Source organism: Pseudomonas simiae (assembly GCF_000934565.1).
In the GTDB taxonomy this organism is placed as follows: Bacteria; Pseudomonadota; Gammaproteobacteria; order Pseudomonadales; family Pseudomonadaceae; genus Aquipseudomonas; species Aquipseudomonas simiae.
On the sequence record NZ_CP010896.1, the window covers coordinates 493,975 to 519,144 of the forward strand.

Below are 25,170 nucleotides of genomic sequence, written 5' to 3' on the forward strand. Positions count from 1 at the left end.
GGCGTTAAACGCCAGGTGAGTTGAAAAAAGGCCCGCGTCCTACGGATTGCGGGCCTTTTTTTACGTGGGGTTTACGTCGGTCTGAAGAAGATTCAGACGTGTGAACGTAGGGTTTTACTGATTTGCTTGGCGTGTGCTCAGCAGGGCGCAAGGGTGATGCAAAATCGGCAGCCCACCCCTCGCAGAGAAACACCGGATGTTCGCTCCTGCCAATCAAAGCGCCTTTAACCTGACCCTTGATGGGGAGCCCAGTGAATTCAAGGTATTCGAGTTCAGTGGTATCGAATCCATCAGCCAGCCTTACCGTTTTGATATCGAACTGGTCAGCGAGCAGCCCGACCTGGACCTGGAGAGCCTGCTGCACCGGCAGGTGTACCTCGGTTTCGATGATCGGGGCCGGGGTGTCCACGGTCTGGTTTACCGAATGGCGCAAGGCGACTCCGGCCGACGCCTGACGCGGTATCAGATGACGCTTGTGCCGCAGCTTGCCTATCTGGGCCACAGTAGCCACCAGCGTATTTTCCAGCACAAGACGGTGCCGCAGATTGTTGCGCAAGTACTCGAGGGGCAGGGGATCCAGCGCGACCGTTTCGAGTTCCGGCTCAGTGGCACCTACCCGGAGCGTGAATACTGCGTGCAGTTTGGCGAGACGGACCTGGCGTTCATCCAGCGGCTTTGCGCGGAGTTGGGCATTCACTATCACTTTCAGCATTCGTCGGCCGGTCATTTGCTGGTATTTGGCGATGACCAGACCGTTTTCGTCCAAGCAGACCCGCCCACGCCCTATACCCCCGGTTCCGGGATGGTGGCGGACACCCCGGTGATCAAGCGGTTTGCAGTGCAGGTACAAGCCCGTACCACGGGGGTGAACCTGCGCGACTACGACTTTCGCAAGCCAAGCCTGGCGCTGGAAAGCGAGGTGACAGGCGAGCAGCTTCCACCGCTTGAAGCTCAGGTTTATCCCGGCCACTTCAACGACCGTGCCCATGGCAAATACCTCGCGCAGCGTGGTCTGGAGCGGCACCGCAGTGACTATCGCGTCGCCCGTGGCAGCGGTGATGAGCCTGCCTTGGGCAGCGGTCGGTTTCTCAAGTTGGCCGGTCACCCGCGGGAAGACTGGAACGACCTGTGGCTGGTGACGCACGTGACCCATGAGGGGCTGCAGCCCCAAGTGCTGGAAGAGTCCGTCACCGAGGTGGCAGGCGGGGATTTCCGCCAGGGTTATCGCAACGAATTTTCCGCGACGCCTTGGGACGCGATCTTCCGCCCGCCCATGCCTGAGCAGCCGCGTCCGACCATTGCCGGCTATCAGAACGCCGTGGTGACCGGCCCCGCCGACAGCGAAATCCATTGCGATGAATACGGCCGGGTCAAGGTGCAGTTGGTGTGGGATCGCGACGGGGAATATAACGACCATTCCAGTTGCTGGCTGCGGGTTGCCAGCGGCTGGGCCCATGATCGTTATGGCTCGGTGTTGATCCCCCGGGTCGGTATGGAAGTGCTGGTGGGTTTCGTCAATGGCGACATGGATATGCCGCTGGTCATGGGTTGCCTGCCCAACGCGGCCACCCAGGTGCCCCTCGACCTGCCGGCGGACAAGACCCGCAGCGTCTTCCGCAGCCAGAGCAGCCCCGGTGGTGGAGGCTACAACGAGCTGCGCATCGAGGACCGAAAGGGCGCCGAGGAAATCTACCTGCGCGCCCAGCGGGACTGGACGCAGCACGTGCTGCATGACCTTCGGGTAAACGTGGGCGGCGAGTCGCATCACGAATTGCAAGGCGAGGAGCTGCGCATCACCCACGGCAACCGTCTGACCGACCTAAAGCAAGACGACCACTTGATGGTTGGCGGCTCGCGGCAGGTAAGGGCAGGACAGACCATCCAGATAGGCGCGGGGCAAAGCGTGGTGATCGAGGGTGGCGCAACCGTGACGATTCAGGCGGGCGGACAATCGATCACCCTTTGCGCGGGCGGGATTTTCAGCAGCGTTCCGATCCAGCTTGGCAGTGCGCCCGCTGCGACTGCGGCGCCATTGACGCCTGGCCTGAAGGAAACACTGCTGGCGGTGATTCCCGCTCCACTGAGCCGGGTGCAAGTGGCCAGCCTGAAGCGCAGTGCGCCGTTTTGCGAAGAGTGCGAGCGTTGCAAGAACGGCCAATGTGGCCTCATCTGACTTTTAAACGGATTTACGAAGATGCATCAACCTTTGCTTCCGGGTGAACAGATGTTTGCAGTGCTGGGCGCTGGCAGCGACGCCAAGCCCCTTGACGCTTGGCGGGCGCTCGCCGCCGGGCCAGCGCCGCAGCCCGTTTGGGCCGGCACGGCCTATGCGACATGGGATGAGGTGATGCCCTATGTGGGAATTGTCGAACCGGATAGCCCGTTCCTCGATTGGGCTGCTTCCACGGCCTCCACGGATTGGGGCTGGTTGGCCCTATCGTCGCACCCGCTGGAAACCGTGATTGCACACCTGCAAGGCCTGACCAAGGTCTACCTGCCCGACGGCGAGGAAGTGTTCTTGCGGTTCTGGGATGGTGCTCAGTTCCTGCCGATCCTTCAGCAGACGGGCGGTGAACTATTGCCGGTGTTCCAGCGCTACTTGATCAATGGCCAGTCGCTGACCGTCGCCACTGGCCCGGTCACTGCCGCCAGAGCGAGCCCGTGGTGGCGAGTACCTGCGCCGTTACTTCAAGATTTGGCCGAGCAATCGCCGCACACCCTGATCGATAACCTCCTGCAAGGGCTCGAAGAGCAACGCCCTGACCTCTACACTGCGTTCATGCCGACGACCTTGCGGGACAAGGTCGCCTACTTCACGCGCCGCCGCGAGGTCAGCCATCAGGGTTTGGCGGACTTTCTGGCTTCAGAGTCGAGTTGAAACCAGCGCCTGCTGCAGATCTTCGATCAGTTCGGCGATGGCTTCGGCGCAGTCTTCGCGGGCGAAGCGCGCACCGAAGCACTGCACCAACGCCCGCGTAAAAGGTAAACTTCGCCCCCTGCGCAGGAGCAACCATGAATTATCGTCACGCCTTTCACGCCGGCAACCACGCCGATGTCTTCAAACACCTGACCTTGACCCGCCTCATCGCCCTGATGTCGCGCAAGGAGCAGCCGTTCGCCTACCTCGACACCCACGCGGGGATCGGTCTGTACGACCTGCAGGGCGACCAGGCCAACCGCACCGGTGAGTACCTGGAGGGCATTGCGCGCCTGTGGGGCGAAAGCGACCTGCCGCCACTGACCGCCGATTACATGCGTGTGCTGCATGAGATGAACCCGGACGGAGAGTTGCGCTACTACCCGGGCTCGCCGGAACTGGCGCGGCGGCTCACCCGCCCTCAGGACCGTGTGCTGCTCAATGAAAAGCACCCGGAAGACGGCGTGCTGCTCAAGGACAACATGAAGGGTGACCGTCGCGTGAAGGTGCACCTGGGCGAAGGCTGGCATGTGCCGCGAGCTTTGCTGCCGGTCCCGGAAAAACGTGCGTTGATGCTCATTGATCCGCCGTTCGAAAAACTCGACGAGATGCAGCGCTGTGCGGCATCCCTCAAAGAGGCGGTGGGTCGCATGCGCCAGACCGTCGCGGCCATTTGGTATCCGGTGAAGGATCAGCGCATGTTGCGCCGTTTCTACCAGGACCTGGCCGGCACCGGTGCGCCGAAGTTGCTGCGTGTGGAATTGCTGGTGCATCCGCTGGATACGCCCAACACCCTGACCGGCTCGGGCCTGGCGATCGCCAACCCGCCGTGGGGCTTGGAGGAGGAGTTGCGGGAGTTGCTGCCGTGGCTGTCCAAGAAGCTTGGGCAGACCCAGGGTGGATGGCAGATGGATTGGCTGATCGCTGAGTGATCCAGTCTTAAGCCATGCACGGAACCCAATGTGGGAGCGGGCTTGCTCGCAAAGGCGGTGTATCAGTCTACTAATTCAGTGACTGACACCCCATTTTCGCGAGCAAGCCCGCTCCCACATGTTGAATGGCGTTGGCCTTTAGATCGGGCAGCTCACACCCGTTCCGCCGATCCCGCAATAGCCCTGCGGATTCTTCGCCAGGTACTGTTGGTGGTACGCCTCGGCGAAGTACACCGTTGGCGCCTCTTCGATTTCGGTGGTGATCGCCCCCAGGCCGGCCTTGGTCAACTCACCCTGATACGCCTCGGCACTGGCCTTTGCCGCCGCCAATTGCTCCGGGGTGGTCGCGTAGATCACCGAGCGGTACTGACTGCCGATGTCATTGCCCTGGCGCATGCCCTGGGTGGGGTTGTGCAGTTCCCAGAACATCTTCAGCAGGTCTTCGTATTTCACCTTGTCCTGGTCATACACCACCAGTACCACTTCGCTGTGGCCGGTCAGGCCTGAACAGACTTCTTCATAGGTCGGGTTTGGCGTGTAGCCGCCAGCGTAACCGACCACGGTGCTGACCACGCCATCGCGCTGCCAGAACCGGCGTTCGGCTCCCCAGAAACAACCCAGGCCGAAGATCGCGAAGCCGACGTCATCCAGAAATGGGCCGAGCAGCGGATTGCCGTTGACGAAGTGAGTCTCCGGCAGCGACATCGGGGTTTCACGGCCAGGCAGAGCTTGTTCTTGAGTGGGCAGCACGTTTTTGTTCACCAGAATTTCCGAGCGCAAGACCATGATCAGTCCTCTCAGTCAGATTGAGTTGGGTAAGAATTCAGACAACCAGTGTGCCCGAGTGTTACGGCGCTGTCAGGCGATTGGCCCGCGCGGATAGCGTTTGAGCATCGCCAGCAGCTCTGCCCCAGGGATTGGCCGGTCAAACAGGTAGCCTTGGCCCACATCGCAACGGTGGCGGCGCAGGAACGCCAGTTGTTCGGCGGTCTCGATGCCTTCGGCCACCACCTTGAGCTTAAGGTTGTGGGCCATGGCGATCACCGCGGAGGTGATTTCCATGTCGTCCTGGTTGTCCGGGATTTCGTGGATGAAGCTGCGATCGATCTTGATGATGTCGATGGGGAATTTTTTCAAGTAACTCAGCGACGAGTAACCGGTGCCGAAGTCGTCCATGGCCAGGGTCAGGCCAAGGCTTTTCAATTGATCAAGCTGCAGGCGTGTGTCTTCGGTGGCTTCCAGCAGCAGGCCTTCGGTCAGTTCCAGCTCCAGCAGGTTGGCCGGCAGTTGTTCTTCCTTGAGGATGCTGGCAATCGAGGCCACCAGGTCCGGGTCGGAGAACTGTTTGGGTGACAAGTTGATTGCCACCTGCAAGTTGCCCATGCCGCTGGCGCTCAGTTGCTTGCTCATGCGACAGGCCTGGCGGGCGATCCATTTGCCGATGGGGATGATCAGGCCGGTCTCTTCCGCCACGCTGATAAATTGGTCGGGGCGGATCATGCCCTTTTCCGGGTGGTTCCAGCGCAGCAGCGCTTCCATGCCGAGCAGGCGGCCGCTGCGCAGGCACAGCTTGGGCTGGTAAAACACGTCCAGCTCATTCTGGGTGAGGGCGCGACGCAGGTTGTTCTCCACGAACAGCTTGTAGCTGGCCTCGGCGTTCAGTGCTTCGGTAAACACTTGGACCTGATGCTTGCCGTTGGCCTTGGCCTTGTGCAGGGCGAGGCCGGCGTTGCGCATCAGGGTCTGCGGGTCGCGGCCATGCAGCGGTGCGCAGGCCAGGCCCACGGAGCCGGTGACGCTGATCAGCTGATTGTCGACAAACATCGGTTTGTCGAGCGTCGCCAGCAACTGACTGGCCACCTGCTGGCCGCTCTCCAGATCGGTGTCGTCGAGCAGCACCGCGAACTCGTTACTGGCAAACCGCGCCAGGCTGCCGCCGGTACTCAGGCTGTTACGCAAGCGGCGCGCCAGGCTGATCAGCAGCTTGTCGCCGGTCTGGTGACCAAGACTGTCGTTGATGCGCTTGAAGTTGTCGATGTCCACCAGCAACAGGCTGATCGGACTGTCACTGTCACGGGCGAAGCGCTCGTCGAGGTTGCGGATGAACGCCGGGCGGTTGCCCAGGTTGGTCAGGTTGTCGGTGTAGGCCAGACGCTCGATGCGCTGCTGGGCCAGCTTGGTCTGGGTGATGTCTTCGTAGATGCCGATGTAGTGGGTCAACTCGCGGTTGTCGCCATACACTTTGGAAATCGACAACTGGCCCCAGTAGGGTTCGAGGTTTTTACGGCGGCTTTTGAATTCACCCTGCCAGCTGTTGCTCTTGGCCAGGCTCGACGGTGCGTCGAACAGCAACTCACTGAGGTTCTCCAGCGCCGGCAACTGGGCCAGGCGGTGGCCGTGGACCTCCTCGGCGCTGTATTGGGTGATCGCGGTAAAGCTTGGGTTGACGTACTCGACCACGCCGTCGCAATTGACCAGCAGAAAGGCGTTGGCGCTTTGTTCCACGGCGCGCTGGAACAGGTGCAGCGCGCTGGTTGCCGTCCGACGGTTGTGGTTGTTGATGACTTGCGCGAACTGATCGGCCAGCTCGCCGGCGAAGGCAATTTCATCGGCTTGCCAGGCGCGGGTGCTACCGCTTTGCTCTAGGCACAGTACGCCCACGACATGGCCGTCGACGCGAATGCTGGCGTCAAGCATGGCGTGGATGTCTTTGTCGCGCAGGCTGTCGGCCATTTCCCGAGTGCGTGGGTCGCGCATCGCGTTGGTGGCGTCGATCGCCCGGCTGCTGTGCAGGGCTTCCAGGTAGTCCGGGAAGCAGCTGGCATCGATGGATTCGGGCAGGTGGTGTTGCCCGTCGGCGCGGTGGTAGGCCGAAATCGGCACCAGGCGCTGGCCTTCGAGGTTCCAGATGCTGGCGCAGTCGATCTGGTAGATGTCACAGGCACTGCGGGTAATCAGCTCGGCGGCTTCTTGCAGCGAATTGGGGGTGGTGTAGCGCTGACGGGCCAGCAGCAGAATCAACTCTTGCTGGGCGCGCACCCGCTCCAGATGCTGCAGTTGTTCCTGTTGGGCGCGCTGGTTGAGCTCCAGGGCGATCTGCAGGCGGCTATTCTGGTTCTCCAGGTCTGCCGTGGGGGCCGCGGTGGGAATCTCGCTGAACAAGCCATCGACCACCATCAGGTAGCCGCGCAGCAGATGGCGATTGTGTTGCTTATAGGCTTCGCCCATTTCCAGCAGGCTCAGCGGCCCGTCGCTGGTGTGCAGGGTATAGCGCACCAGGTAATGAGGGCTCTGGGTCAGTTGCTGCTGGATGGTGTCGTGCAGTTGATAGCGCGCCTGGGGCTCCATCAGGCTGGCGTAAGGCGTGCCGATCAAGGCACACAATTCGACCGCCGAAAGGCCGAATTGGCGTTCGCAATTGGGGTCGAGGTAAAGAAGGGCCCAGCTTGCCTCATTAAGCCGCTCGAAACGCAGCATACCGAGGCGCGAAGGCACCGGTAACTGCGTCACTACCTCGGCCGCCATACGGGCGACATCGGGTTGGCTTTTCATGGGGGAAACTCACTTGAAATTACGCGCACTGCGCCGGGCTCACGCCCTCTTTTCTGCTGCCTGCGGCAAGGTTGCATCATGCGGCGCGGGCTGACAAGAGAGGATGAAGGCTAAGTGCTATAAGGGGGTTATCGGCCGCGAGAGGGATTTCTGCAATCGAGGTGATGGAAGGTGTACAAACCTGTTTTGTGTGTCCAGCTTCCTGCGGGACAACAGGCAAAAAAAGCCCCGCCAAGTGGCGGGGTTGAGGTGCGAGCGTGGCGCTCGAAAATCGTTGCAGCCAGGCCTCCTCGGTGAAGAGGAGGCCATGGCGGCTTACAGCAGGATAGTGCGGATATCGTTCAGCAGTTGGCTCAGACGCTGGGTGAAGCGTGCAGCTGCGGCGCCGTTGATCACGCGGTGATCGTAGGACAGCGACAGTGGCAGCATCAGCTTCGGCTGGAACGCTTTACCGTCCCACACAGGCTGGATGGTTGCCTTGGACACACCCAGGATCGCCACTTCCGGCGCGTTGACGATTGGCGTGAAGCCAGTGCCGCCAATGTGACCGAGGCTGGAGATGGTGAAGCACGCGCCCTGCATGTCGTCCGGGGTGAGCTTCTTGTCGCGGGCCTTGGCAGCCAGTGCAGCGGCTTCGGCAGCGAGTTGCAGCAGGCTCTTCTGGTCAACGTTCTTGATGACCGGCACCAGCAGGCCATCCGGGGTGTCGACCGCGAAACCGATGTGCACGTACTTCTTGCGGATGATCGCCTTGCCGCTTGGAGCCAGCGAAGCGTTGAAGTCCGGCAGTTCCTTGAGCAGGTGCGCGCAGGCCTTGAGCAGCAGTGGCAGCACGGTCAGTTTCACGCCGGCCTTCTCGGCCACGGCTTTCTGCGCAACGCGGAAAGCTTCCAGGTCGGTGATGTCGGCCTGGTCGAACTGAGTCACGTGCGGGATGTTCAGCCAGCTCGCGTGCAGACCGGCCGCGCCGATTTGCATCAGGCGGGTCATCGGCACTTCTTCGATTTCGCCGAAGCGGCTGAAGTCCACGGTACGGATCGGCGGAATGCCCGAACCACCGGTAGCGCCACCAGCAGCCGGCGCTTCCTTGGCCTTCTGCATCATGGCCTTGACGTAAACCTGCACGTCTTCCTTCAGCACGCGACCGTGAGGGCCGGTGGCCGACACAGCGCTCAGCTCAACGCCGAACTCACGGGCCAGTTGACGCACGGCAGGACCGGCGTGAACCTTGGCACCGCTTGGCGCAGGAGCGGCAGCAGCAGGGGCCGGAGCGGCCTCGGCTTTGGCAGCAGGCGCAGGGGTGGCAGCAGCCGGAGCAGCTTCAGCCTTGGCGGCCGGAGCGGCTGCCGGTGCTGGAGCGGCAGCAGGTGCAGCGCCTTGTACTTTCAGCTTGAGGATGAAGTCGCCAGTGCCGACTTCGTCTTCCAGCTTGACCGCGATGCTTTCCACTACGCCGGCAGCCGGCGAAGGGATTTCCATGGAGGCCTTGTCGGACTCCAGGGTGATCAGCGACTGGTCGGCTTCGACGGTGTCGCCGACCTTGACCAGCAGCTCGATGATCTTGGCCTTGCCCGACGAGCCGATGTCTGGGACGTGAATGTCCTGGACGGTGGCGGCGGCAGGTGCAGCGGCCGGGGCTGGAGCAGCCTCGGCAGCAGCAGGCTTTTCAGCAGCAGGGGCGGGTGCAGCAGCGGCAGCAGGCGACGCCGCAGGGGCCGCGTCAGCGGCACCTTCGATTTCCAGTTCCAGCAGTTCGTCGCCTTCTTTCAGGCGATCGCCCAGCTTCACTTTCAGGCTCTTGACCACGCCGGCCTTGGGAGCAGGGATTTCCATGCTCGCCTTGTCCGATTCCAGGGTCAGGATGCTCTGGTCGGCTTCGACGGTGTCGCCGACCTTCACAAACAGCTCGATTACTTCACCTTCACCGCTGCCGATGTCAGGTACGCGAATGAGTTCGCTCACAAAAAATCTCCTCAGCAGTCCAGTGGGTTGCGTTTTTCCGGGTTGATCCCGAACTTGACGATAGCGTCTGCTACCACCTTAGGTTCGATCTCACCGCGGTCAGCCAAGGCTTCCAGGGCTGCCAACACCACGAAGTGACGGTCGACTTCGAAGAAGTGACGCAGCTTCTTGCGGCTGTCACTGCGGCCGAAACCGTCGGTGCCCAGGACTTTGAATTCCTTGGACGGGACCCACTGGCGAATTTGTTCAGCAAACAGTTTCATGTAGTCGGTCGAAGCGATCACCGGGCCTTTACGGCCGGTCAGGCACTCTTCAACGAAGGTGCGCTGTGGCTTCTGGCCAGGGTGCAGGCGGTTGTGACGCTCTACGGCCAGGCCATCGCGACGCAGTTCGTTGAAGCTGGTCACGCTCCATACGTCAGCGCCGACGTTGAACTCGTCACGCAGGATCTTAGCCGCTTCACGCACTTCGCGCAGGATGGTGCCGGAGCCCATCAGCTGTACGTGGTGCGCCGCTTCCTTGGTGTCTTCTTCGAGCAGGTACATGCCCTTGATGATGCCTTCCTCGACACCGGCCGGCATGGCTGGCTGCTGGTAGGACTCGTTCATCACGGTGATGTAGTAGAAAACGTCCTGCTGCTCTTCGGTCATCTTCTTCATGCCGTCCTGGATGATCACCGCCAGCTCGTAGCCGTAGGTTGGATCAAAGGTGCGGCAGTTCGGGATGGTGGCAGCCAGGATGTGGCTGTGACCGTCTTCGTGTTGCAGGCCTTCGCCGTTCAGTGTGGTCCGGCCGGCGGTACCGCCGATCAGGAAGCCACGGGTACGGCTGTCGCCTGCTGCCCAAGCCAGGTCGCCGATACGCTGGAAGCCGAACATCGAGTAGAAGATGTAGAACGGCAGCATCGGCTGGTTGTGGCTGGAGTACGAAGTACCGGCAGCGATGAAGGAGCTCATGGCGCCCGCTTCGTTGATACCTTCTTCGAGGATCTGGCCCTTCTTGTCTTCCTTGTAGAACATCACCTGGTCTTTATCGACTGGCTCGTAGAGCTGGCCGACGGAGGAGTAGATGCCCAACTGACGGAACATGCCTTCCATACCGAAGGTACGGGCTTCGTCCGGGATGATCGGTACGATGCGCGGGCCGATGTCCTTGTCCTTGACCAGCTGCGCGAGGATCCGCACGAAGGCCATGGTGGTGGAGATTTCACGGTCGCCCGAGCCGTCGAGGATAGCCTTGAGGGTGCTCAGGTCTGGCGTCGGTACGCTGAAGCTGTTGGCGCGACGCTGAGGCACGAAACCACCCAGTGCGGCGCGGCGCTCAGCCAGGTAACGGGCTTCGGCGCTGTTCGGCTCTGGCTTGAAGAACGGCAGGTTCTCCAGCTCTTCGTCCTTGACCGGGATGTCGAAGCGGTCGCGGAACAACTTCAGACTGTCGACGTCGACTTTCTTGGTGTTGTGCGCAGTGTTCTTCGCTTCGCCGGCACCGGTGCCATAACCCTTGATGGTCTTGGCCAGGATTACGGTTGGTTGTTCTTTATGGTTGACCGCTTCGTGGTAGGCCGCGTAGACCTTGTACGGGTCGTGGCCGCCACGGTTGAGTTTCCAGATCTCGTCGTCGGACAGGTCGGCAACCATCGCCTTGAGTTCAGGCGTGTTGAAGAAGTGTTCACGCACGAACGCGCCGTCTTTGGCTTTGTAGTTCTGGTACTCGCCGTCGATGACTTCGTCCATGCGACGTTGCAGGATACCGTCGACGTCCTTGGCCAGCAGTGGGTCCCAGAAGCGGCCCCAGATGACTTTGGTCACGTTCCACTGAGCACCGCGGAACACGCCTTCAAGTTCCTGGATGATCTTGCCGTTGCCGCGAACCGGGCCGTCGAGGCGCTGCAGGTTGCAGTTGATGACGAAGATCAGGTTGTCCAGCTTCTCGCGGCCGGCCAGGGAGATGGCGCCCAGGGATTCCGGCTCGTCACACTCGCCGTCACCCAGGAAACACCAGACTTTCTGCTTGCCTTCCGGGATGAAGCCACGGGCTTCCAGGTACTTCATGAAACGTGCCTGGTAGATCGCCTGGATTGGGCCCAGACCCATGGATACCGTCGGGAACTGCCAGAAATCAGGCATCAGCCAAGGGTGCGGGTACGACGACAGGCCGTTACCCTCCACTTCCTGGCGGAAGTTGTTCATGTGTTCTTCGCTGATGCGGCCTTCCATGAACGCACGGGCGTAGACGCCTGGCGAGGTGTGGCCCTGGAAGTAGATCAGGTCGCCGCCGTGTTCGTCGGTCGGGGCCTGGAAGAAGTAGTTGAAGCCGATGTCATACAGGGTTGCGCTGGAGGCGAAGCTGGAGATGTGACCGCCCAGGTCCGAATCTTTCAAGTTCGTGCGCATTACCATCGCCATGGCGTTCCAACGTACCAGCGAGCGAATGCGGCGTTCCATGAACAGGTCGCCAGGCATGCGTGCTTCGTGGGTAACAGGAATGGTGTTGCGGTATGGCGTAGTGATGGCGTAAGGCAGTTGCGAGCCGCTGCGGGTCGCGAGTTCGCCCATACGGGTCATCAGGTAGTGAGCACGGTCTTCGCCTTCTTTGTCGAGAACCGATTCCAGGGCGTCCAGCCATTCCTGGGTTTCGACGGGATCGAGGTCTTGCATGGCTTGCTCCAGGGCGGAAAGGCTACCAGAATCGGTTGCCTGAAGTTTGCGACTGGCCTTGTGGGCAGACGACATAAATTCTTGGATGGCCGAAGGTTGCTTCGGCGTCCTGTAGTTTTACTACAAATCGTCGGCCATTTCAGCCTTTCGAATGTATATACGAGTAGTAAAACTACACAAGACTGAGCGTATGGCTCGGTCTGGCTGGTGAGCATAATCGTTATTGTTGATCTTTTGCGAACAAGAAAAGGTGAAAGTTTGATGTTGGCTGCCAAAATGAAATTAATTTCAGCTATTTCTAACCTTTGTTCGACAGTCCTTCATAGAGCGCGGTTCTTACGTTCACACCTACACGCCCTTTACGCGCCGATCAAGGATAGACCATGAGCCTTCCAACACTGGCCGAACTGCCAGCCATTCTCTTGCCAAAAGCCCGGCGGGCCGAGCAGTCATTTTGTGACGCAGTGGCCGCGCTGGACGACGATCATGGACTTTCTGCGTGGACGCCGCAACGGTGGGCCGACTTCGCCCGCGTGTGCGCGGCCAGTGATTTCGTCATTGAACAGAGTGTTCGTGACCCTTTGATGTTGTTGGAGCTGGTGGCCTGGGGCGAGTTGGACCGTGGTTTTGCGCCCGGTGAGTTGTGCGGTCAGATCGCTGGTGCGGTGCAACAAGCCGAAACAGAAGATGAGTTGGGCCGCGTGCTGCGTCGTCAGCGTACGCGCCAGCAAGTGCGCATCATCTGGCGCGACCTGACTCGCCAGGCGGACCTGGTGCAGACCTGCCGCGACCTCTCCGACATGGCTGACGCCAGCATCGACCAGGCCTACCAGTGGCTGTACCAGCGTCATTGCGTTCAGTTCGGCACGCCCACTGGTCGGCGCAGCGGCGAGCCGCAGCAGATGGTGATCCTCGGCATGGGCAAGCTCGGCGCGGTCGAGTTGAACCTGTCGTCGGATATCGACCTGATCTTCGCCTACCCCGAGGGTGGCGAGACCGTTGGCGTCAAGCGCGCCCTGGATAACCAGGAGTTTTTTATCCGTCTTGGTCAAAAGCTGATCAAGGCCCTCGACCCGATGACCGTCGACGGTTTCGTGTTCCGCGTCGATATGCGCCTGCGCCCTTACGGTTCGGCCGGTGCGCTGGTGCTCAGCTTCAACGCGCTGGAGCAGTATTACCAGGACCAGGGCCGTGACTGGGAACGCTACGCCATGATCAAGGCGCGCGTCGTCGCTGGCGACCAGGTTGCCGGTGCGCAGTTGCTGGAAATGTTGCGACCCTTCGTTTATCGCCGCTATCTGGACTTCTCCGCCATCGAAGCGCTGCGCACCATGAAGCAGTTGATCCAGCAGGAGGTGCGGCGCAAAGGCATGGCCGACAACATCAAGCTGGGTTCGGGCGGCATCCGCGAAGTGGAGTTCATCGCCCAGGCCTTCCAACTGATCCACGGCGGTCGTGACTTGAGCTTGCAGCAGCGACCCTTACTCAAGGTGCTCGGCACCCTGGAAGGCCAGGGCTACCTGCCGCCGGCGGTGATCGCCGAATTGCGCAATGGCTACGAATTCCTGCGTTACACCGAGCACGCGATCCAGGCGATTGCCGACCGGCAGACGCAAATGCTTCCGGACAGCCCGGAAGACCAGGCGCGCATTGCCTTTATGCTGGGCTTTGCCGACTGGGCCTCGTTCCACGAGTGCCTGATGTATTGGCGCGCTCGGGTGGACTGGCATTTCCGCCAAGTGATCGCTGATCCTGACGAAGAAGAGGGCGAAGAAAGCGAATTGGTCGTGGGTGGTGAGTGGTTGCCGCTGTGGGAAGAATCCCAAGATGAAGAGGCTGCCTGCCGCCAATTGGCCGAAGGTGGTTTTGCCGACGCAGCCAAGGCCCTCAAGGCGTTGGCCGGCCTGCGCAACAGCCCGCAACTGCGTGCCATGCAGCGTTTGGGGCGTGAGCGGCTGGATGCGTTCATTCCGCGCCTGTTGGCCCAAGCGGTCGAACACGCCAACCCGGACTTGGTGCTGGAGCGCGTGCTGCCATTGGTCGAAGCCGTCGCCCGGCGTTCCGCTTACCTGGTGTTGCTCACGGAAAACCCCGACGCCCTGCGTCGGCTGTTGACCCTGTGCGCCGCCAGCCCGTGGATCGCCGAGCAGATCACGCGTTTCCCGCTGCTGCTCGACGAGTTGCTCAACGAAGGCCGTCTGTTCAAGCCGCCGCTGGCGCCCGAGTTGGCCGCCGAACTGCGTGAGCGTTTGACGCGCATTCCCGAAGACGACCTTGAGCAACAAATGGAAGCCCTGCGTCACTTCAAGCTGGCCCACCGCCTGCGCGTGGCCGCCTCGGAAATCGCCGGCAGCCTGCCGCTGATGAAAGTCAGTGACTACCTCACCTGGCTCGCCGAGGCGATCCTTGAACAAGTGCTGGCCCTGGCCTGGCGCCAGACTGTCGCGCGCCACGGCTCGCCGCAGCGCTTGGACGGCACCCTGTGCGATCCTGGGTTCATCATTGTCGGTTATGGGAAAGTTGGCGGGATCGAACTGGGGCATGGTTCGGACCTGGATTTGGTGTTTATCCACGATGGCGATCCGCAGGCGGAAACCGATGGCGCCAAGCCGATCGACGGTGCGCAGTTTTTCACACGCCTGGGCCAGCGCATCATCCATCTGCTGACCACGCAGACCAACTCCGGCCAGTTGTATGAGGTGGATATGCGGCTGCGACCTTCCGGCGCGTCCGGGCTGTTGGTCAGTTCGCTGGGCGCATTTGCGCGTTATCAACAAAATGAAGCCTGGACTTGGGAGCATCAGGCCTTGATCCGCGCTCGGGTGCTGGTCGGCAGCCAGGATGTGGGTCAGGCATTCGAGCAGGTACGGGCTAACGTGTTGGGGCAGGCGCGGGACCTGACGAAGCTGCGCCAGGAGGTCAGCGAGATGCGCGCCAAGATGCGTGACAACCTGGGCACTAAGACCACGGCGGCCGGCACCGGCGCCAATGCCTTTGAGGCCACGGCGGCGTTCGACCTCAAGCAGGACGCCGGAGGTATCGTCGATATTGAATTTATGGTGCAATACGCGGCTTTGGCGTGGTCTGCGCAACATCCATCGTTGCTGCGCTATACCGACAATATCCGCATTCTGGAAGGCCTGGAGCAGGTGGGTTTGATGCCCGCCGCCGATGCCCATCTGCTGCGCGAGGTGTATAAGGCCTACCGTTCGGCTGCGCATCGCCAGGCCTTGCAAAATGAGGCCGGTACGGTGGCCGGGGATCAGTTCGCCGACGAACGGCGCCAGGTGATGCGTATCTGGCAGGAGCTGGGGTTGAGCTGAAACACTATTAGGGCGGGGAGGCATAAGCCTCCCCGCATCGTTTGTGGAAACTACATGAATATTCTGATCGTTGGGCCCAGTTGGGTCGGTGACATGGTGATGGCGCAGACACTGTTTCAGTGTCTGCGCATGCGCTACCCGGACTGCCAGATTGACGTGCTCGCCCCTGAGTGGAGCCGGCCGATCCTCGAACGCATGCCCGAAGTGCGCAAGGCCTTGAGCTTCCCGCTCGGCCATGGCGCCCTGGAGCTGGCGACCCGCCGTCGTATCGGTAAATCCCTGGCGGGCGAATACGACCAGGCGATCCTGTTGCCCAACTCACTCAAATCGGCGTTGGTGCCGTATTTCGCCGGTATTCCCAAGCGCACCGGCTGGCGTGGCGAGTTCCGCTACGTGCTGCTCAACGACGTGCGTACGCTAGACAAGGCCCGCTACCCGCTGATGATCGAGCGCTTCATGGCCCTGGCTTACGAGCCGGGGGCCGAGTTGCCCACGCCGTATCCGCGTCCGAGCCTGCAGATTGACCCCGTGAGCCGTGATGCCGCCCTGGCCAAGTTCGGCCTGACGCTGGACCGTCCGGTCCTGGCGCTGTGCCCTGGGGCCGAATTTGGCGAGTCCAAGCGCTGGCCGTCGGAGCACTACGCCAAGGTCGCCGAGGCCAAGATCCGTGAAGGCTGGCAGGTCTGGCTGTTTGGTTCGAAGAAGGACCATCCGGTGGGTGAGGACATTCGCCAGCGCCTGATTCCTGGCCTGCGTGAAGAGGCGGTCAACCTCAGTGGTGACACGTCCCTGGCCGAAGCCATCGACCTGCTGTCCTGCGCCGATTCGGTGGTGTCCAACGACTCCGGCCTGATGCACGTCGCCGCCGCGCTGAACCGCCCGCTGGTGGCGGTGTACGGCTCCACATCGCCGGGTTTCACCCCGCCGTTGGCCGACAAGGTCGAAGTGGTGCGCCTGGGCCTGGAATGCAGCCCGTGTTTTGATCGCACCTGCCGTTTTGGTCACTACAACTGCATGCGCCAGTTGCTGCCGCAGCCGGTGAACGAAGCCTTGCAGCGGTTGCAGGGCTCTGCGGTCGAGGTCCGATAGTTTGCGCGTACTGGTAATCAAGACCTCATCCCTGGGCGACGTGATTCATGCCTTGCCGGCCCTGACCGATGCAGCGCGGGCGATCCCGGGCATTCGATTCGACTGGGTGGTGGAAGAAGGCTTCGCCGAGATTCCCACTTGGCACCCTGCGGTGGACAAAGTGATCCCGGTAGCGATCCGCCGCTGGCGCAAGAACATCTGGCAGACCATCAAAAGTGGCGAATGGCGGCGTTTCAAGCAGCAAGTCCAGTCGACCAAATATGACTTGGTGATCGATGCCCAGGGCCTGCTGAAAAGCGCCTGGCTGACCCGTTACGTGCGCGCGCCAATCGCCGGTTTCGACAAGAATTCCGCGCGCGAGCCGATGGCTGCACGTTTCTACTCCCGACGCCTCGCCGTGGCGCGTGGGCAACACGCGGTGGAGCGTCTGCGCCAGTTATTCGCCGTGGCGCTCGGTTATGACTTGCCCAAAGGTCTGGGCGACTACGGCCTGAGCACTGAAAAGCTCCTGGGCCTGCCGCCGAAGAAACCTTTTGTGCTGCTGCTGCATGGCACCACCTGGGACACCAAGCACTGGCCCGAAGCCTACTGGCGCGAGCTGGCCGAGCGCATGGGGCGCCTGGGTGTGGAGGTGAAATTGCCTTGGGGCAACGCCGCCGAAAAAGCCCGCGCCGAACGCCTGGCCCAAGGCCTGCAACACGCCGAAGTGCTGCCCAAATTGAACCTGGCCGGCGTCGCTCGCGTACTGGCCAGCGCCCGCGCCTGCGTGGCGGTGGACACTGGTCTCGGCCACCTGGCCGCCGCGCTGGATGTACCGACCATTTCCCTGTTCGGCCCGACTAACCCCGGCCTCACCGGCGCCTATGGCAAGGGCCAGGTTCACCTGGCCAGCGACTTCCCCTGCGCGCCGTGCCTGCAAAAGCAATGTACCTATCAACCGACGGCCGACGACCTGCGTCGGTTCGACATCAAGCGCGAGTCGCCCCTGTGCTTCACGCGCCTGAACCCTGAGCGTGTGGCAAGCCGACTGAGCACGTTGTTATTGGCTGAGGAGCTGCACTGATGCAACTGGCTTTTGTGCTGTACAAGTATTTCCCCTTCGGTGGCCTGCAGCGCGACTTCATGCGCATCGCCCTGGAGTGCCAGCAGCGCGGCCACCAGATTCGTGTCTATACGCTGATCTGGGAGGGCGACATCCCGCCCGGTTTCGAAGTGCTGGTGGCGCCGGTCAAGGCGTTCTTCAACCATCGGCGCAATGAGAAACTCAGCGCATGGATGGAGGCCGACCTGGCCAAGCGCCCCGTGGACCGTCTGATCGGCTTCAACAAAATGCCCGGCCTGGATGTGTACTACGCCGCCGACGGCTGCTTTGAAGACAAGGCACAGAACCTGCGCCACTCGCTGTACCGCTATTTTGGTCGCTACAAGCACTTTGCCGACTACGAGCGTGCAGTGTTCGCCAAGGACGCCAAGACTGAAGTCCTGATGATCTCCGAAGTGCAGCAGCCGTTGTTCATCAAGCATTACGACACGCCGCTGGAACGCTTCCACCTGCTGCCGCCGGGCATTGCCCAGGACCGCCGCGCACCGCCGAATGCCGCCGAGATTCGCGAGGGTTTCCGCCAGGAGTTCAACCTGGGCGATGACGATTTGCTGCTGGTGCAAATCGGCTCGGGCTTCAAGACCAAGGGCGTCGACCGCAGCCTCAAGGCCGTGGCCGCATTGCCGTCTGAGCTGAAAAAACGCACGCGCCTGTTTGTAATCGGCCAGGACGACCCCAAGGTATTCCAACTGCAAAGCGCGACGCTGGGGCTGGGGGACAATGTGCAGTTTCTCAAGGGCCGCAGCGATATCCCGCGTTTCCTGCTGGGCGCCGACCTGTTGATCCATCCGGCGTACAACGAAAATACCGGCACCGTATTGCTTGAGGCCCTGGTGGCCGGGCTGCCGGTGTTGGTCTCGGCCGTGTGTGGGTATGCTCACTACATCGCTGAAGCTGACAGCGGCCTGGTGCTGGATGAGCCGTTTGAACAAACGCAGCTCAACACGTACCTGGCGAAGATGCTCACCGACACTGCACAGCGCGCGGCCTGGAGCCGCAATGGTTTGGCCTTCGCTGAGACGGCCGACCTTTACAGCATGCCGCAGCACGCTGCGGATGTGATCCTGGCGGAGCCAAAACGATGAAGTTGATTCTTGCCGAACCGTTCAAGACGTTATGGGCCGGGCTTGATGCCTTTGCCGAAGTCGAGAAACTGCAAGGCGAAGTATTCCGTGAGCTGGCGGCGCGTCGCACCCTGCGTACCGTGGTGGATGGCCGTCCGTATTTCGTCAAGATCCACCGTGGCATTGGCTGGGGCGAGATCTTCAAGAACCTGATCACCGCCAAGCTGCCGGTGCTGGGCGCGGGCCTTGAGTGGGCGGCGATTCATCGCCTGCAGGAACTCGGCGTGCCAACCATGACCGGCGTCGCCTTCGGCGAAAAGGGCAGCAACCCGGCAGACCAGCACTCGTTCATCATCACCGAAGAGCTGGCGCCGACCCTCAGCCTGGAAGATGTGACTATCAATTGGGTTGCCGAGCCTCCGGCGCCTGCGCTGCGTCACGCCCTCACGGCGGAGCTTGCTCGCATGGTCGGCGACATGCACCGTGGTGGCGTGAACCACCGCGACTGCTACCTGTGCCACTTCCTGCTGGACACTGCCAAACCCATCGATGCGAAGAACATCAAGCTGTCGGTGATCGACCTGCACCGCGCCCAACTGCGTGCGCACTTGCCGTTGCGCTGGCGCGACAAGGACCTCTCCGCGCTGTATTACTCGGCGCTGGAAATCGGCCTGACCCGTCGCGACAAACTGCGCTTTCTCAAGGGTTACTTCCGCCAGCCGCTGCGCCAGATCCTGGCCGAGCACTCGGCGTCGTTGAGCCTGATGCAACGCAAGGCCGACAAGCTGTATGCACGCAAACAGCGCCTCGGGGATGCAATCTGATGGCGGGTTGGAACCTGGAACCCGGTTACGCCCACCTGGCGGATGATTTTGGCAGCCTCGAAGCGGTGTTCGCCCTGCAGGGCGAGCGGCTGACCCGTGATCCGCTGTCGGAAGTGATCCGTGTGGAGCGGGGCGGGGTGAATTACTACGTCAAGCGCTACACCGGTGCGGGCAAGGGGTTGCGGCGTTACCTGGGCAAGCCTCGGGTCAAGTCCGAATGGCAGAACCTCAAGCGATTCGCCAAATGGGGCATCCCCACCGCCGATGTGGTCGCCTGGGGGCTGGAGCGCAAAGGCCTGGCCTACGACCGTGGGGCGATGATCACCCGCGAGTTGCCGAAGACCGAAGACCTTTCGGTACTGGCCGAGCGCAATGATGCGCGCCTGCACGACCCGAAGTGGGTCAACGCGGTGAGTCGCCAACTCGCCGAGTACACGCGCACCATGCACGAACATCGCTTTACCCATAACGATTTGAAGTGGCGCAACCTGCTGATCGATGATCAGGCCACCCTGTACCTGATCGATTGCCCCAATGGTGATTTCTGGCGCGGGTTCTGGCTCAAGTACCGCATCACCAAAGACCTGGCGTGCCTGGACAAGGTGGCCAAGTATCACCTGTCTGCCACCCAGCGCCTGCGGTTCTACATACAGTACCGTCAGTGCCGGCACCTGAGTGCGTCGGATAAAGAGCGGATTCGCCACGTGGTGAAGTTTTTCGAGGGACGCGAATGAGTGATTTCCTGGCGGTTGAAGACCGTGCGCTGCTGGAGCGCCACGGCCTATCGACGTTCGACGCCTTGTGGGCCAAACAACTGGACGCGGTGGATGAACCCAATACCAGTCGCGGAGGTTGGAGCAGCGTGTTTCGCCTTGAACTCGACGGCCAGGGTTACTACCTCAAGCGCCAGAGCAATTACCTGACGCGCAGCTTGCACCGTCCTTTTGGCGAGCCGAGTTTCTCGCGTGAATTCCGCAATATCAGCCGTTACCGCAAGCTTGGCATTCCGGCCTTGCAAGCGGCGTTCTACGGCGAGCGCAAAGTCGATGGCGAACACCGCGCGATGCTGCTCACCCGTGCCCTGGACGGCTGGAATGACTTGGATTCGTTGCTGGAGCAATGGGCGCAACTGAGCGACGCCCAGCACCGTGCGGTCCTGCTGGCTTGCGGTCAGCTTGCTCGTCGGTTGCACAGCGTTGGCCAAGTGCATGGCTGTTTCTATCCCAAGCATATTTTCCTGCAGGCCACCGGCGACGGGTATGTCGCGCAGTTGATCGACCTGGAGAAAACCCGCCCGTTGCTGTTCGGCTGGCGTGATCGGGTCAAGGATCTGGAGCCGCTGTTGCGTCGTGCGCCGCAGTGGTCTGATGAGCAAGTGCGCCAATTGCTGGCCGCCTATCTCGACCAGCCGGAAGACAGCGCGCTGGTCGGCACCTGGCTGCAGAAGTTGACCGCCCGCCGCAGCCACAAGGAAAACCGTTGATGCGTTTGTCCGAGCTGAAAACCGCCGGCCGTACCCCGGACTTGCCCCTGGCCCTCGAGCTGGCCGATGCGGCGGGCCCTGGTCAGTTGCAACTGCTGAGCCTGTTGCGCGTGTTGCCAGGCGAGCGCTATGTGGGTGCGGCCGTCTGGCGTGGCCGTCCGGTGTTGGCCAAGTTACTGGTGGGCAGCAAGGCAGCACGGCACTTTCAGCGTGAGCTCAGCGGCGTGCGCCTGTTGGCCGAGCAGGGGCTGACCACACCGTTGTTGCTGGCGGACGGCTTGCAGGAAGGCGAGGGCGGCTGGTTGCTATTCGAATTCATCGAGGGCGCCGAAAGCTTGGCCGATGCCTGGCAGGCTGTCGAACACTTGCCGCCGCTGGCCGATGAGCAAACCGCGGTGCTCGCCCAAGCGCTGGGCGCGATTGCGCAGATGCACACCCAAGGCCTGTGGCAGGAAGACCTGCACCTGGACAACCTGCTGCGCAAGGACGGCAAGCTGTACTTGATCGATGGCGCCGGCATTCGCGTCGAAGAGGCTGGCAAGCCGTTGTCGCGCAGCCGCGTGCTGGAAAACCTCGGGGTGTTTTTCGCCCAGTTGCCGAAAAATCTCGAACCGTTCACCGAAGAACTGCTGGTGTACTACCTGCTGAGCAATGGCGAACACGCCCTGCCGTTGGAAGCCTTGGAGAAGCAGGTGCGCAAGGTCAGCGCCTGGCGCCTCAAGGACTTTTTGAACAAGGTCGGCCGCGAGTGCACGTTGTTCAGCGTGGTACGTGGCGCTTTTGCCTTGCGCGCCATTCGCCGCGAAGAAGAGCGTGCCATGCTGCCGGTGCTGGAGCAGGCCGATTCGCTGCTGGATAAGGGCCACCTGTATAAAACCGGTGGTGCCGCCAGCGTGGCCAAGGTCGACGTGGCTGGCCGGCAGTTGGTGATCAAGCGCTACAACATCAAGGGCTTTGCGCATTGGCTCAAGCGCTTCTGGCGTCCGAGCCGCGCCTGGCATTCCTGGCGTGAAGGCAACCGCCTGGCGTTCCTCGGTATTGCCACGCCCAAGCCGCTGGCGGTGCTGGAAAAACGCTTCTTCTGGCTGCGTAGCCGTGCGTACCTGATCACCGAGTACCTGCCGGGGCCGGACATCATCGAACGCTTCGCGCCGTACGTTGAAAACGGTGACGCCCCGGAAAGCGAACTGCAGGCGCTGGATCACCTGTTCGCTGAACTGATCCGCGAGCGCATCAGCCATGGCGATTTCAAGGGGCATAACCTGTTCTGGGACGAGGATCGCTGGTCGCTGATCGACCTGGATGCCATGTGCCAACACGCCTCCGACGCCAGCTTTGCCTCAGCGTATGCCAAGGATCGTGCGCGGTTTATGCGTAACTGGCCGTCGGAGAGTGCGTTGTACAAACTCATCGATCAGCGCTTGCCAGCTCAGGTCTGATCGCGGTCAAAATGTGGGAGCGGGCTTGCCCGCGAATAGGGTGTGTCAGTTAGTACATGTGTTGCTGACCTAACGCATTCGCAGGCAAGCCAGCTCCCACATGAGCCTTGTGGTGGTTTTAGAACTGGTACTCGGCACCAGCACCGGCGTACCACGAGCGGCCAGGAGCGGCTTCGTAGTATCGGTTGTTGCCATCGCCGACGATCACCGAGCCGACGTACTGGCGGTCGAGCAAGTTGTCCAGACGCAGGGTCTGGTGGAAGGTCCAGTGTTCGACTTTCTGCTCAAAACGTGCGCGCCAGTTAAAGACGCTGTAGGCCGGCGCGGCACGTTGGCTGTTGGTGTCTTCGACATAGACCTTGCTGCGGTACAGGCCTTCGATGGCGGTGCTGACCCAGTCCCGGGGTTTCCAGTTCAGCTCGGCGAACAGCGTGGTTTGCGGCACGCCGGGCAGGTAGTTGCCCTTGTCGACGGCGGTGCTGCCGCCGCTGACGAAGTCGCTGTCGTAGGTGGCTTGCAGGCGGGTGTAGGCGAGGTTGGTGGTCCAGTGGTCGCTGAGTTGGCTTTCGATGCCCAGTTCGAAGCCGCGGCGCAGGGTGCGGCCGGCGTTTTGGTAGCTGGTGCGGCCGTCTTTGGATTGAGCGACCACCAACTCATCGTCTGTGGTGATCTGGAATACGGCTGCATTGATCCTAGTGTTCTTCACCTGGGCCTTTAACCCCACTTCGTACTGGGTGCTTTCTGACGGTTTCAGACCGAAGTTGAACCCTTCGACGCTGCCCGGCGCGTAGGCCAATTCGGCCTGGGTCGGCGTTTCGAAGCCTTTGCCGGCGCTGACATAGCCGTGCAACTGCGGGGTAAAGGCGTACATCACGCTCATCGATGGCGTGTTTTTCTGATAAGTCTTGTTGCCGCTGGCGTCACCGTTGCTCAGAAATTGATCATCGACGTCCAGTTCCATCGTGCTATGCCGCACGCCGGCTTGCAGGGTCCAGCGGTCCAGGGCCCAGTTGGCCTGGATGTAAGGGTCGAGGCTGCGGGCAGTGTCGATTTCATCGCGGCGTAGTTGGCCTTTCACGCCGAGGGTGTTGCCGTTGTAGTTTTTGTAGCCGTGGCGACTGTCCTCGCTCTGGTCGAAGTCCAGGCCGGTGATGATCATCAGCTCACCCGGTGCGCGTTCGATAGGCTGCATCCAGCGCACGCTGCCGCCGTAGAACTTGCGGTCAAATTGCACCACGCCGCCGCCGCGTTCGTTGGCTGGCGTGCCTTTTGGGATCGACAGATACTGAATCACACTCCGCCGCCCCGTATACGCATTCACCTGCAACGTCGCATCGCCGAGGTAGCGCTCGTAATTCATGCCCAATTGCTGATGGTCGATACTTTTTCGCGTGTTGTAGGTCAGTGCATTGGCACTTACCGAACGCGGATCGGCCTTATACCCTGCCCAAGTCTGGCCGAGTGGGTCCTGCGTGCCGTTCTGTTCCAGGCTGCTGTAAATCAGGGCGAGTTTGCTGTCGTCATCCGGCTGGAAGTTGAGCTTGGCAAAGGTCTGGTCGCGTCGCGCACTGCTGTGGTCGCGGTAACCATTGGTGTCCATGCGCGAGGCGTCGAGCACGAAGCCGGCACCGTTGGCGGCGCCTTCAGCAGTCAGGTGGTTTTTGTTCAGTCCGTCGCTGCCCACCAGGGTTTCGGCGCCGATGCGCGGTGGGCCTTCGCCGTCGCGGGAGAACATCTGGATCACGCCGCCGGCATTGCTGCCATACAGAGTGGCGGCAGGGCCGCGCAGCACTTCAATGCGTTCGGCTGTATCGAGGTTGAACGTGGCCGCCTGACCCTGGCCGTCCGGGGTGCTGGCGGGAATACCGTCGGCAATCAGCTTGATACCGCGCACGCCGAATGCCGAACGGGCGCCGAAGCCACGGGAGGAGATCTGCAGGTCCTGGGCATAGTTCTGGCGGTTCTGCACGACCAGGCCGGGCACGCGGGACAGGGCTTCGGAGGCGTTGATGCCGAGCTGGCCGTCACTGATTTGTTCGCGGCTGACGCCGTCCACCGAGTAAGGCAGGTCGAACGTCGGGCTGGCGCTGCGCGAACCGGTGACGACGCTGGGGTCGAGGGTCAACGAGCCGTCATCGGCCAGTGCGCTGGAGCACAGGCCCAGCAGTAACAGGGCAAGGCGAGTGGGGGCGGTTGTGTTCATGGAAAGGCCGGGTCCGTGGCGCAACGCGTCAGTAAGTGGCGTAGGCGCAAAAAAAAGCGCGAGTTTAACGGCTACCTCCCTCGTTTACCGAATTTCTGACACGTCAGGGATATGGGAAGGTTCCTACGCATATTAACGTTGTCGGGAGGCTGTGAAGGGCGGTGTGCGATGGTAGGTTTTTGGTCCCTCTACAGGATGAGCGACTTATGAAACCTAACGTTGCAGGGTTATTGGCATTGCTGGGTGTATGTTTGATAGTGGCCGGTTGCGGCACAATGACCACGGTGCTGCGTGAAGACCGTGTCACGGTCCAGTCGCTCAAAGCGAAAAAAACCTACTGCCAGTCGGTTCCGCGTGTCTACAGCGGCGTGTCTTATGATTTGTGCGTGCTGCATGCACCCCCCAGCTCAGGAAGTGGGCTTTCCTTGAACGATGTTCCATGGCCTTATCTCGATGTGGCTGTATCCGCTGTCCTGGATACACTCTTCTTGCCCTATACCGTCTACCGGCAGAGTGCCGACGGCAGTATTGAGCTTCGCTAGCCGCTTGCCGCTAACAGTTTCCTGCTGCTTTTACGCTATAATCCCGCCCTTTAGCTGTTTCCTGCCCAGGCGGGAAGCACA

General features: G+C 61.4%; 17 protein-coding genes. 12 read left to right on the top strand and 5 right to left on the bottom strand.

The genetic code is table 11. From position 1 onward, the window contains the following. Nucleotides 1-196 precede the first annotated feature (196 nt). The 3 genes from PF1751_RS02185 (at nucleotide 197) to PF1751_RS02195 (ending at nucleotide 3,849) form a co-directional block, all read left to right on the top strand. Nucleotides 197-2,173 (top strand): type VI secretion system Vgr family protein, encoded by a 1,977-nt coding sequence (locus PF1751_RS02185; RefSeq protein WP_044286529.1) that lies wholly within the window; start codon nucleotides 197-199, stop codon nucleotides 2,171-2,173. A gap of 21 nt (nucleotides 2,174-2,194) precedes the next feature. Then, nucleotides 2,195-2,878 (top strand): DUF4123 domain-containing protein, encoded by a 684-nt coding sequence (locus tag PF1751_RS02190; protein WP_044286530.1) that lies wholly within the window; start codon nucleotides 2,195-2,197, stop codon nucleotides 2,876-2,878. A gap of 134 nt (nucleotides 2,879-3,012) precedes the next feature. Further along, a complete protein-coding gene (locus tag PF1751_RS02195) occupies nucleotides 3,013-3,849 on the top strand; it encodes a 23S rRNA (adenine(2030)-N(6))-methyltransferase RlmJ (protein WP_010213693.1) in 837 nt (278 codons plus the stop codon). Between the two features lie 138 nt (nucleotides 3,850-3,987). Here the strand turns inward: PF1751_RS02195 and msrA are convergent, their stop codons facing one another. The 4 genes from msrA to aceE all read right to left on the bottom strand — a co-directional run bounded on the left by msrA (nucleotide 3,988) and on the right by aceE (nucleotide 12,020). Further along, nucleotides 3,988-4,635: a peptide-methionine (S)-S-oxide reductase MsrA gene (msrA, locus tag PF1751_RS02200; RefSeq protein WP_010213692.1), complete on the bottom strand. Its 648-nt coding sequence runs from the start codon at nucleotides 4,633-4,635 to the stop codon at nucleotides 3,988-3,990. A 72-nt stretch (nucleotides 4,636-4,707) separates the two neighbouring features. Then, the gene (locus tag PF1751_RS02205; RefSeq protein ID WP_010213691.1) at nucleotides 4,708-7,401 is read right to left on the bottom strand and encodes a putative bifunctional diguanylate cyclase/phosphodiesterase; all 2,694 of its coding nucleotides are present in this window, start codon (nucleotides 7,399-7,401) and stop codon (nucleotides 4,708-4,710) included. 315 nt (nucleotides 7,402-7,716) lie between these two features. Then, nucleotides 7,717-9,363 carry a dihydrolipoyllysine-residue acetyltransferase gene (gene aceF, locus PF1751_RS02210; RefSeq protein ID WP_044286531.1) on the bottom strand — a complete coding sequence of 549 codons (1,647 nt, stop codon included), beginning with the start codon at nucleotides 9,361-9,363 and terminating at the stop codon, nucleotides 7,717-7,719. 11 nt (nucleotides 9,364-9,374) lie between these two features. Then, the gene (aceE, locus tag PF1751_RS02215; RefSeq protein WP_044286533.1) at nucleotides 9,375-12,020 is read right to left on the bottom strand and encodes a pyruvate dehydrogenase (acetyl-transferring), homodimeric type; all 2,646 of its coding nucleotides are present in this window, start codon (nucleotides 12,018-12,020) and stop codon (nucleotides 9,375-9,377) included. A 383-nt stretch (nucleotides 12,021-12,403) separates the two neighbouring features. On the opposite strand from aceE, the gene glnE reads away from it, so the two are divergent. Genes glnE through PF1751_RS02255 form a run of 8 tightly spaced genes read left to right on the top strand, consistent with a single transcriptional unit; the run spans nucleotide 12,404 to nucleotide 22,344 of the window. Beyond that, nucleotides 12,404-15,343 (top strand): bifunctional [glutamate--ammonia ligase]-adenylyl-L-tyrosine phosphorylase/[glutamate--ammonia-ligase] adenylyltransferase, encoded by a 2,940-nt coding sequence (gene glnE, locus PF1751_RS02220; protein WP_044286535.1) that lies wholly within the window; start codon nucleotides 12,404-12,406, stop codon nucleotides 15,341-15,343. Between the two features lie 54 nt (nucleotides 15,344-15,397). Beyond that, on the top strand, nucleotides 15,398-16,432 hold the full coding sequence (gene waaF / locus PF1751_RS02225; protein ID WP_044286536.1) for a lipopolysaccharide heptosyltransferase II: 1,035 nt from the start codon (nucleotides 15,398-15,400) through the stop codon (nucleotides 16,430-16,432). 1 nt (nucleotide 16,433) lies between these two features. Beyond that, nucleotides 16,434-17,495 carry a lipopolysaccharide heptosyltransferase I gene (gene waaC / locus PF1751_RS02230; protein ID WP_010213685.1) on the top strand — a complete coding sequence of 354 codons (1,062 nt, stop codon included), beginning with the start codon at nucleotides 16,434-16,436 and terminating at the stop codon, nucleotides 17,493-17,495. Next, on the top strand, nucleotides 17,495-18,619 hold the full coding sequence (locus PF1751_RS02235) for a glycosyltransferase family 4 protein (RefSeq protein ID WP_010213684.1): 1,125 nt from the start codon (nucleotides 17,495-17,497) through the stop codon (nucleotides 18,617-18,619). Before waaC ends, PF1751_RS02235 begins: the two co-directional genes overlap by 1 nt. Beyond that, nucleotides 18,616-19,422 carry a lipopolysaccharide core heptose(I) kinase RfaP gene (gene rfaP, locus PF1751_RS02240; protein WP_010213682.1) on the top strand — a complete coding sequence of 269 codons (807 nt, stop codon included), beginning with the start codon at nucleotides 18,616-18,618 and terminating at the stop codon, nucleotides 19,420-19,422. Before PF1751_RS02235 ends, rfaP begins: the two co-directional genes overlap by 4 nt. Continuing rightward, the gene (locus PF1751_RS02245; protein ID WP_042571375.1) at nucleotides 19,422-20,156 is read left to right on the top strand and encodes a lipopolysaccharide kinase InaA family protein; all 735 of its coding nucleotides are present in this window, start codon (nucleotides 19,422-19,424) and stop codon (nucleotides 20,154-20,156) included. Before rfaP ends, PF1751_RS02245 begins: the two co-directional genes overlap by 1 nt. After that, a complete protein-coding gene (locus tag PF1751_RS02250; protein WP_044286537.1) occupies nucleotides 20,153-20,905 on the top strand; it encodes a lipopolysaccharide kinase InaA family protein in 753 nt (250 codons plus the stop codon). Before PF1751_RS02245 ends, PF1751_RS02250 begins: the two co-directional genes overlap by 4 nt. Then, nucleotides 20,905-22,344, top strand: coding sequence for a lipopolysaccharide kinase InaA family protein (locus tag PF1751_RS02255; RefSeq protein WP_044286538.1), 1,440 nt, complete (start codon nucleotides 20,905-20,907; stop codon nucleotides 22,342-22,344). The genes PF1751_RS02250 and PF1751_RS02255 overlap by 1 nt, the downstream gene beginning before the upstream one ends. 118 nt (nucleotides 22,345-22,462) lie before the next feature. Here PF1751_RS02255 and PF1751_RS02260 read toward each other — a convergent pair whose 3' ends face one another. Beyond that, the gene (locus PF1751_RS02260) at nucleotides 22,463-24,547 is read right to left on the bottom strand and encodes a TonB-dependent receptor family protein (RefSeq protein ID WP_044286539.1); all 2,085 of its coding nucleotides are present in this window, start codon (nucleotides 24,545-24,547) and stop codon (nucleotides 22,463-22,465) included. Nucleotides 24,548-24,753: 206 nt separating this feature from the next. On the opposite strand from PF1751_RS02260, the gene PF1751_RS28155 reads away from it, so the two are divergent. Next, a complete protein-coding gene (locus PF1751_RS28155; protein WP_010213675.1) occupies nucleotides 24,754-25,089 on the top strand; it encodes a YceK/YidQ family lipoprotein in 336 nt (111 codons plus the stop codon). The last annotated feature ends 81 nt before the right edge of the window (nucleotides 25,090-25,170 follow it).

Coding starts and splice junctions, on each gene's coding strand:
- glnE (WP_044286535.1), top strand. CDS start 12,404: ATGAGCCTTCCAACACTGGCCGAACTGCCAGCCATTCTCTTGCCAAAA.
- PF1751_RS02245 (WP_042571375.1), top strand. CDS start 19,422: ATGGCGGGTTGGAACCTGGAACCCGGTTACGCCCACCTGGCGGATGAT.
- msrA (WP_010213692.1), bottom strand. CDS start 4,635: ATGGTCTTGCGCTCGGAAATTCTGGTGAACAAAAACGTGCTGCCCACT.
- PF1751_RS02235 (WP_010213684.1), top strand. CDS start 17,495: ATGCAACTGGCTTTTGTGCTGTACAAGTATTTCCCCTTCGGTGGCCTG.
- aceE (WP_044286533.1), bottom strand. CDS start 12,020: ATGCAAGACCTCGATCCCGTCGAAACCCAGGAATGGCTGGACGCCCTG.
- PF1751_RS02195 (WP_010213693.1), top strand. CDS start 3,013: ATGAATTATCGTCACGCCTTTCACGCCGGCAACCACGCCGATGTCTTC.
- PF1751_RS02255 (WP_044286538.1), top strand. CDS start 20,905: ATGCGTTTGTCCGAGCTGAAAACCGCCGGCCGTACCCCGGACTTGCCC.
- PF1751_RS02260 (WP_044286539.1), bottom strand. CDS start 24,547: ATGAACACAACCGCCCCCACTCGCCTTGCCCTGTTACTGCTGGGCCTG.
- rfaP (WP_010213682.1), top strand. CDS start 18,616: ATGAAGTTGATTCTTGCCGAACCGTTCAAGACGTTATGGGCCGGGCTT.
- waaF (WP_044286536.1), top strand. CDS start 15,398: ATGAATATTCTGATCGTTGGGCCCAGTTGGGTCGGTGACATGGTGATG.
- PF1751_RS02185 (WP_044286529.1), top strand. CDS start 197: ATGTTCGCTCCTGCCAATCAAAGCGCCTTTAACCTGACCCTTGATGGG.
- PF1751_RS28155 (WP_010213675.1), top strand. CDS start 24,754: ATGAAACCTAACGTTGCAGGGTTATTGGCATTGCTGGGTGTATGTTTG.
- PF1751_RS02205 (WP_010213691.1), bottom strand. CDS start 7,401: ATGAAAAGCCAACCCGATGTCGCCCGTATGGCGGCCGAGGTAGTGACG.
- PF1751_RS02190 (WP_044286530.1), top strand. CDS start 2,195: ATGCATCAACCTTTGCTTCCGGGTGAACAGATGTTTGCAGTGCTGGGC.
- PF1751_RS02250 (WP_044286537.1), top strand. CDS start 20,153: ATGAGTGATTTCCTGGCGGTTGAAGACCGTGCGCTGCTGGAGCGCCAC.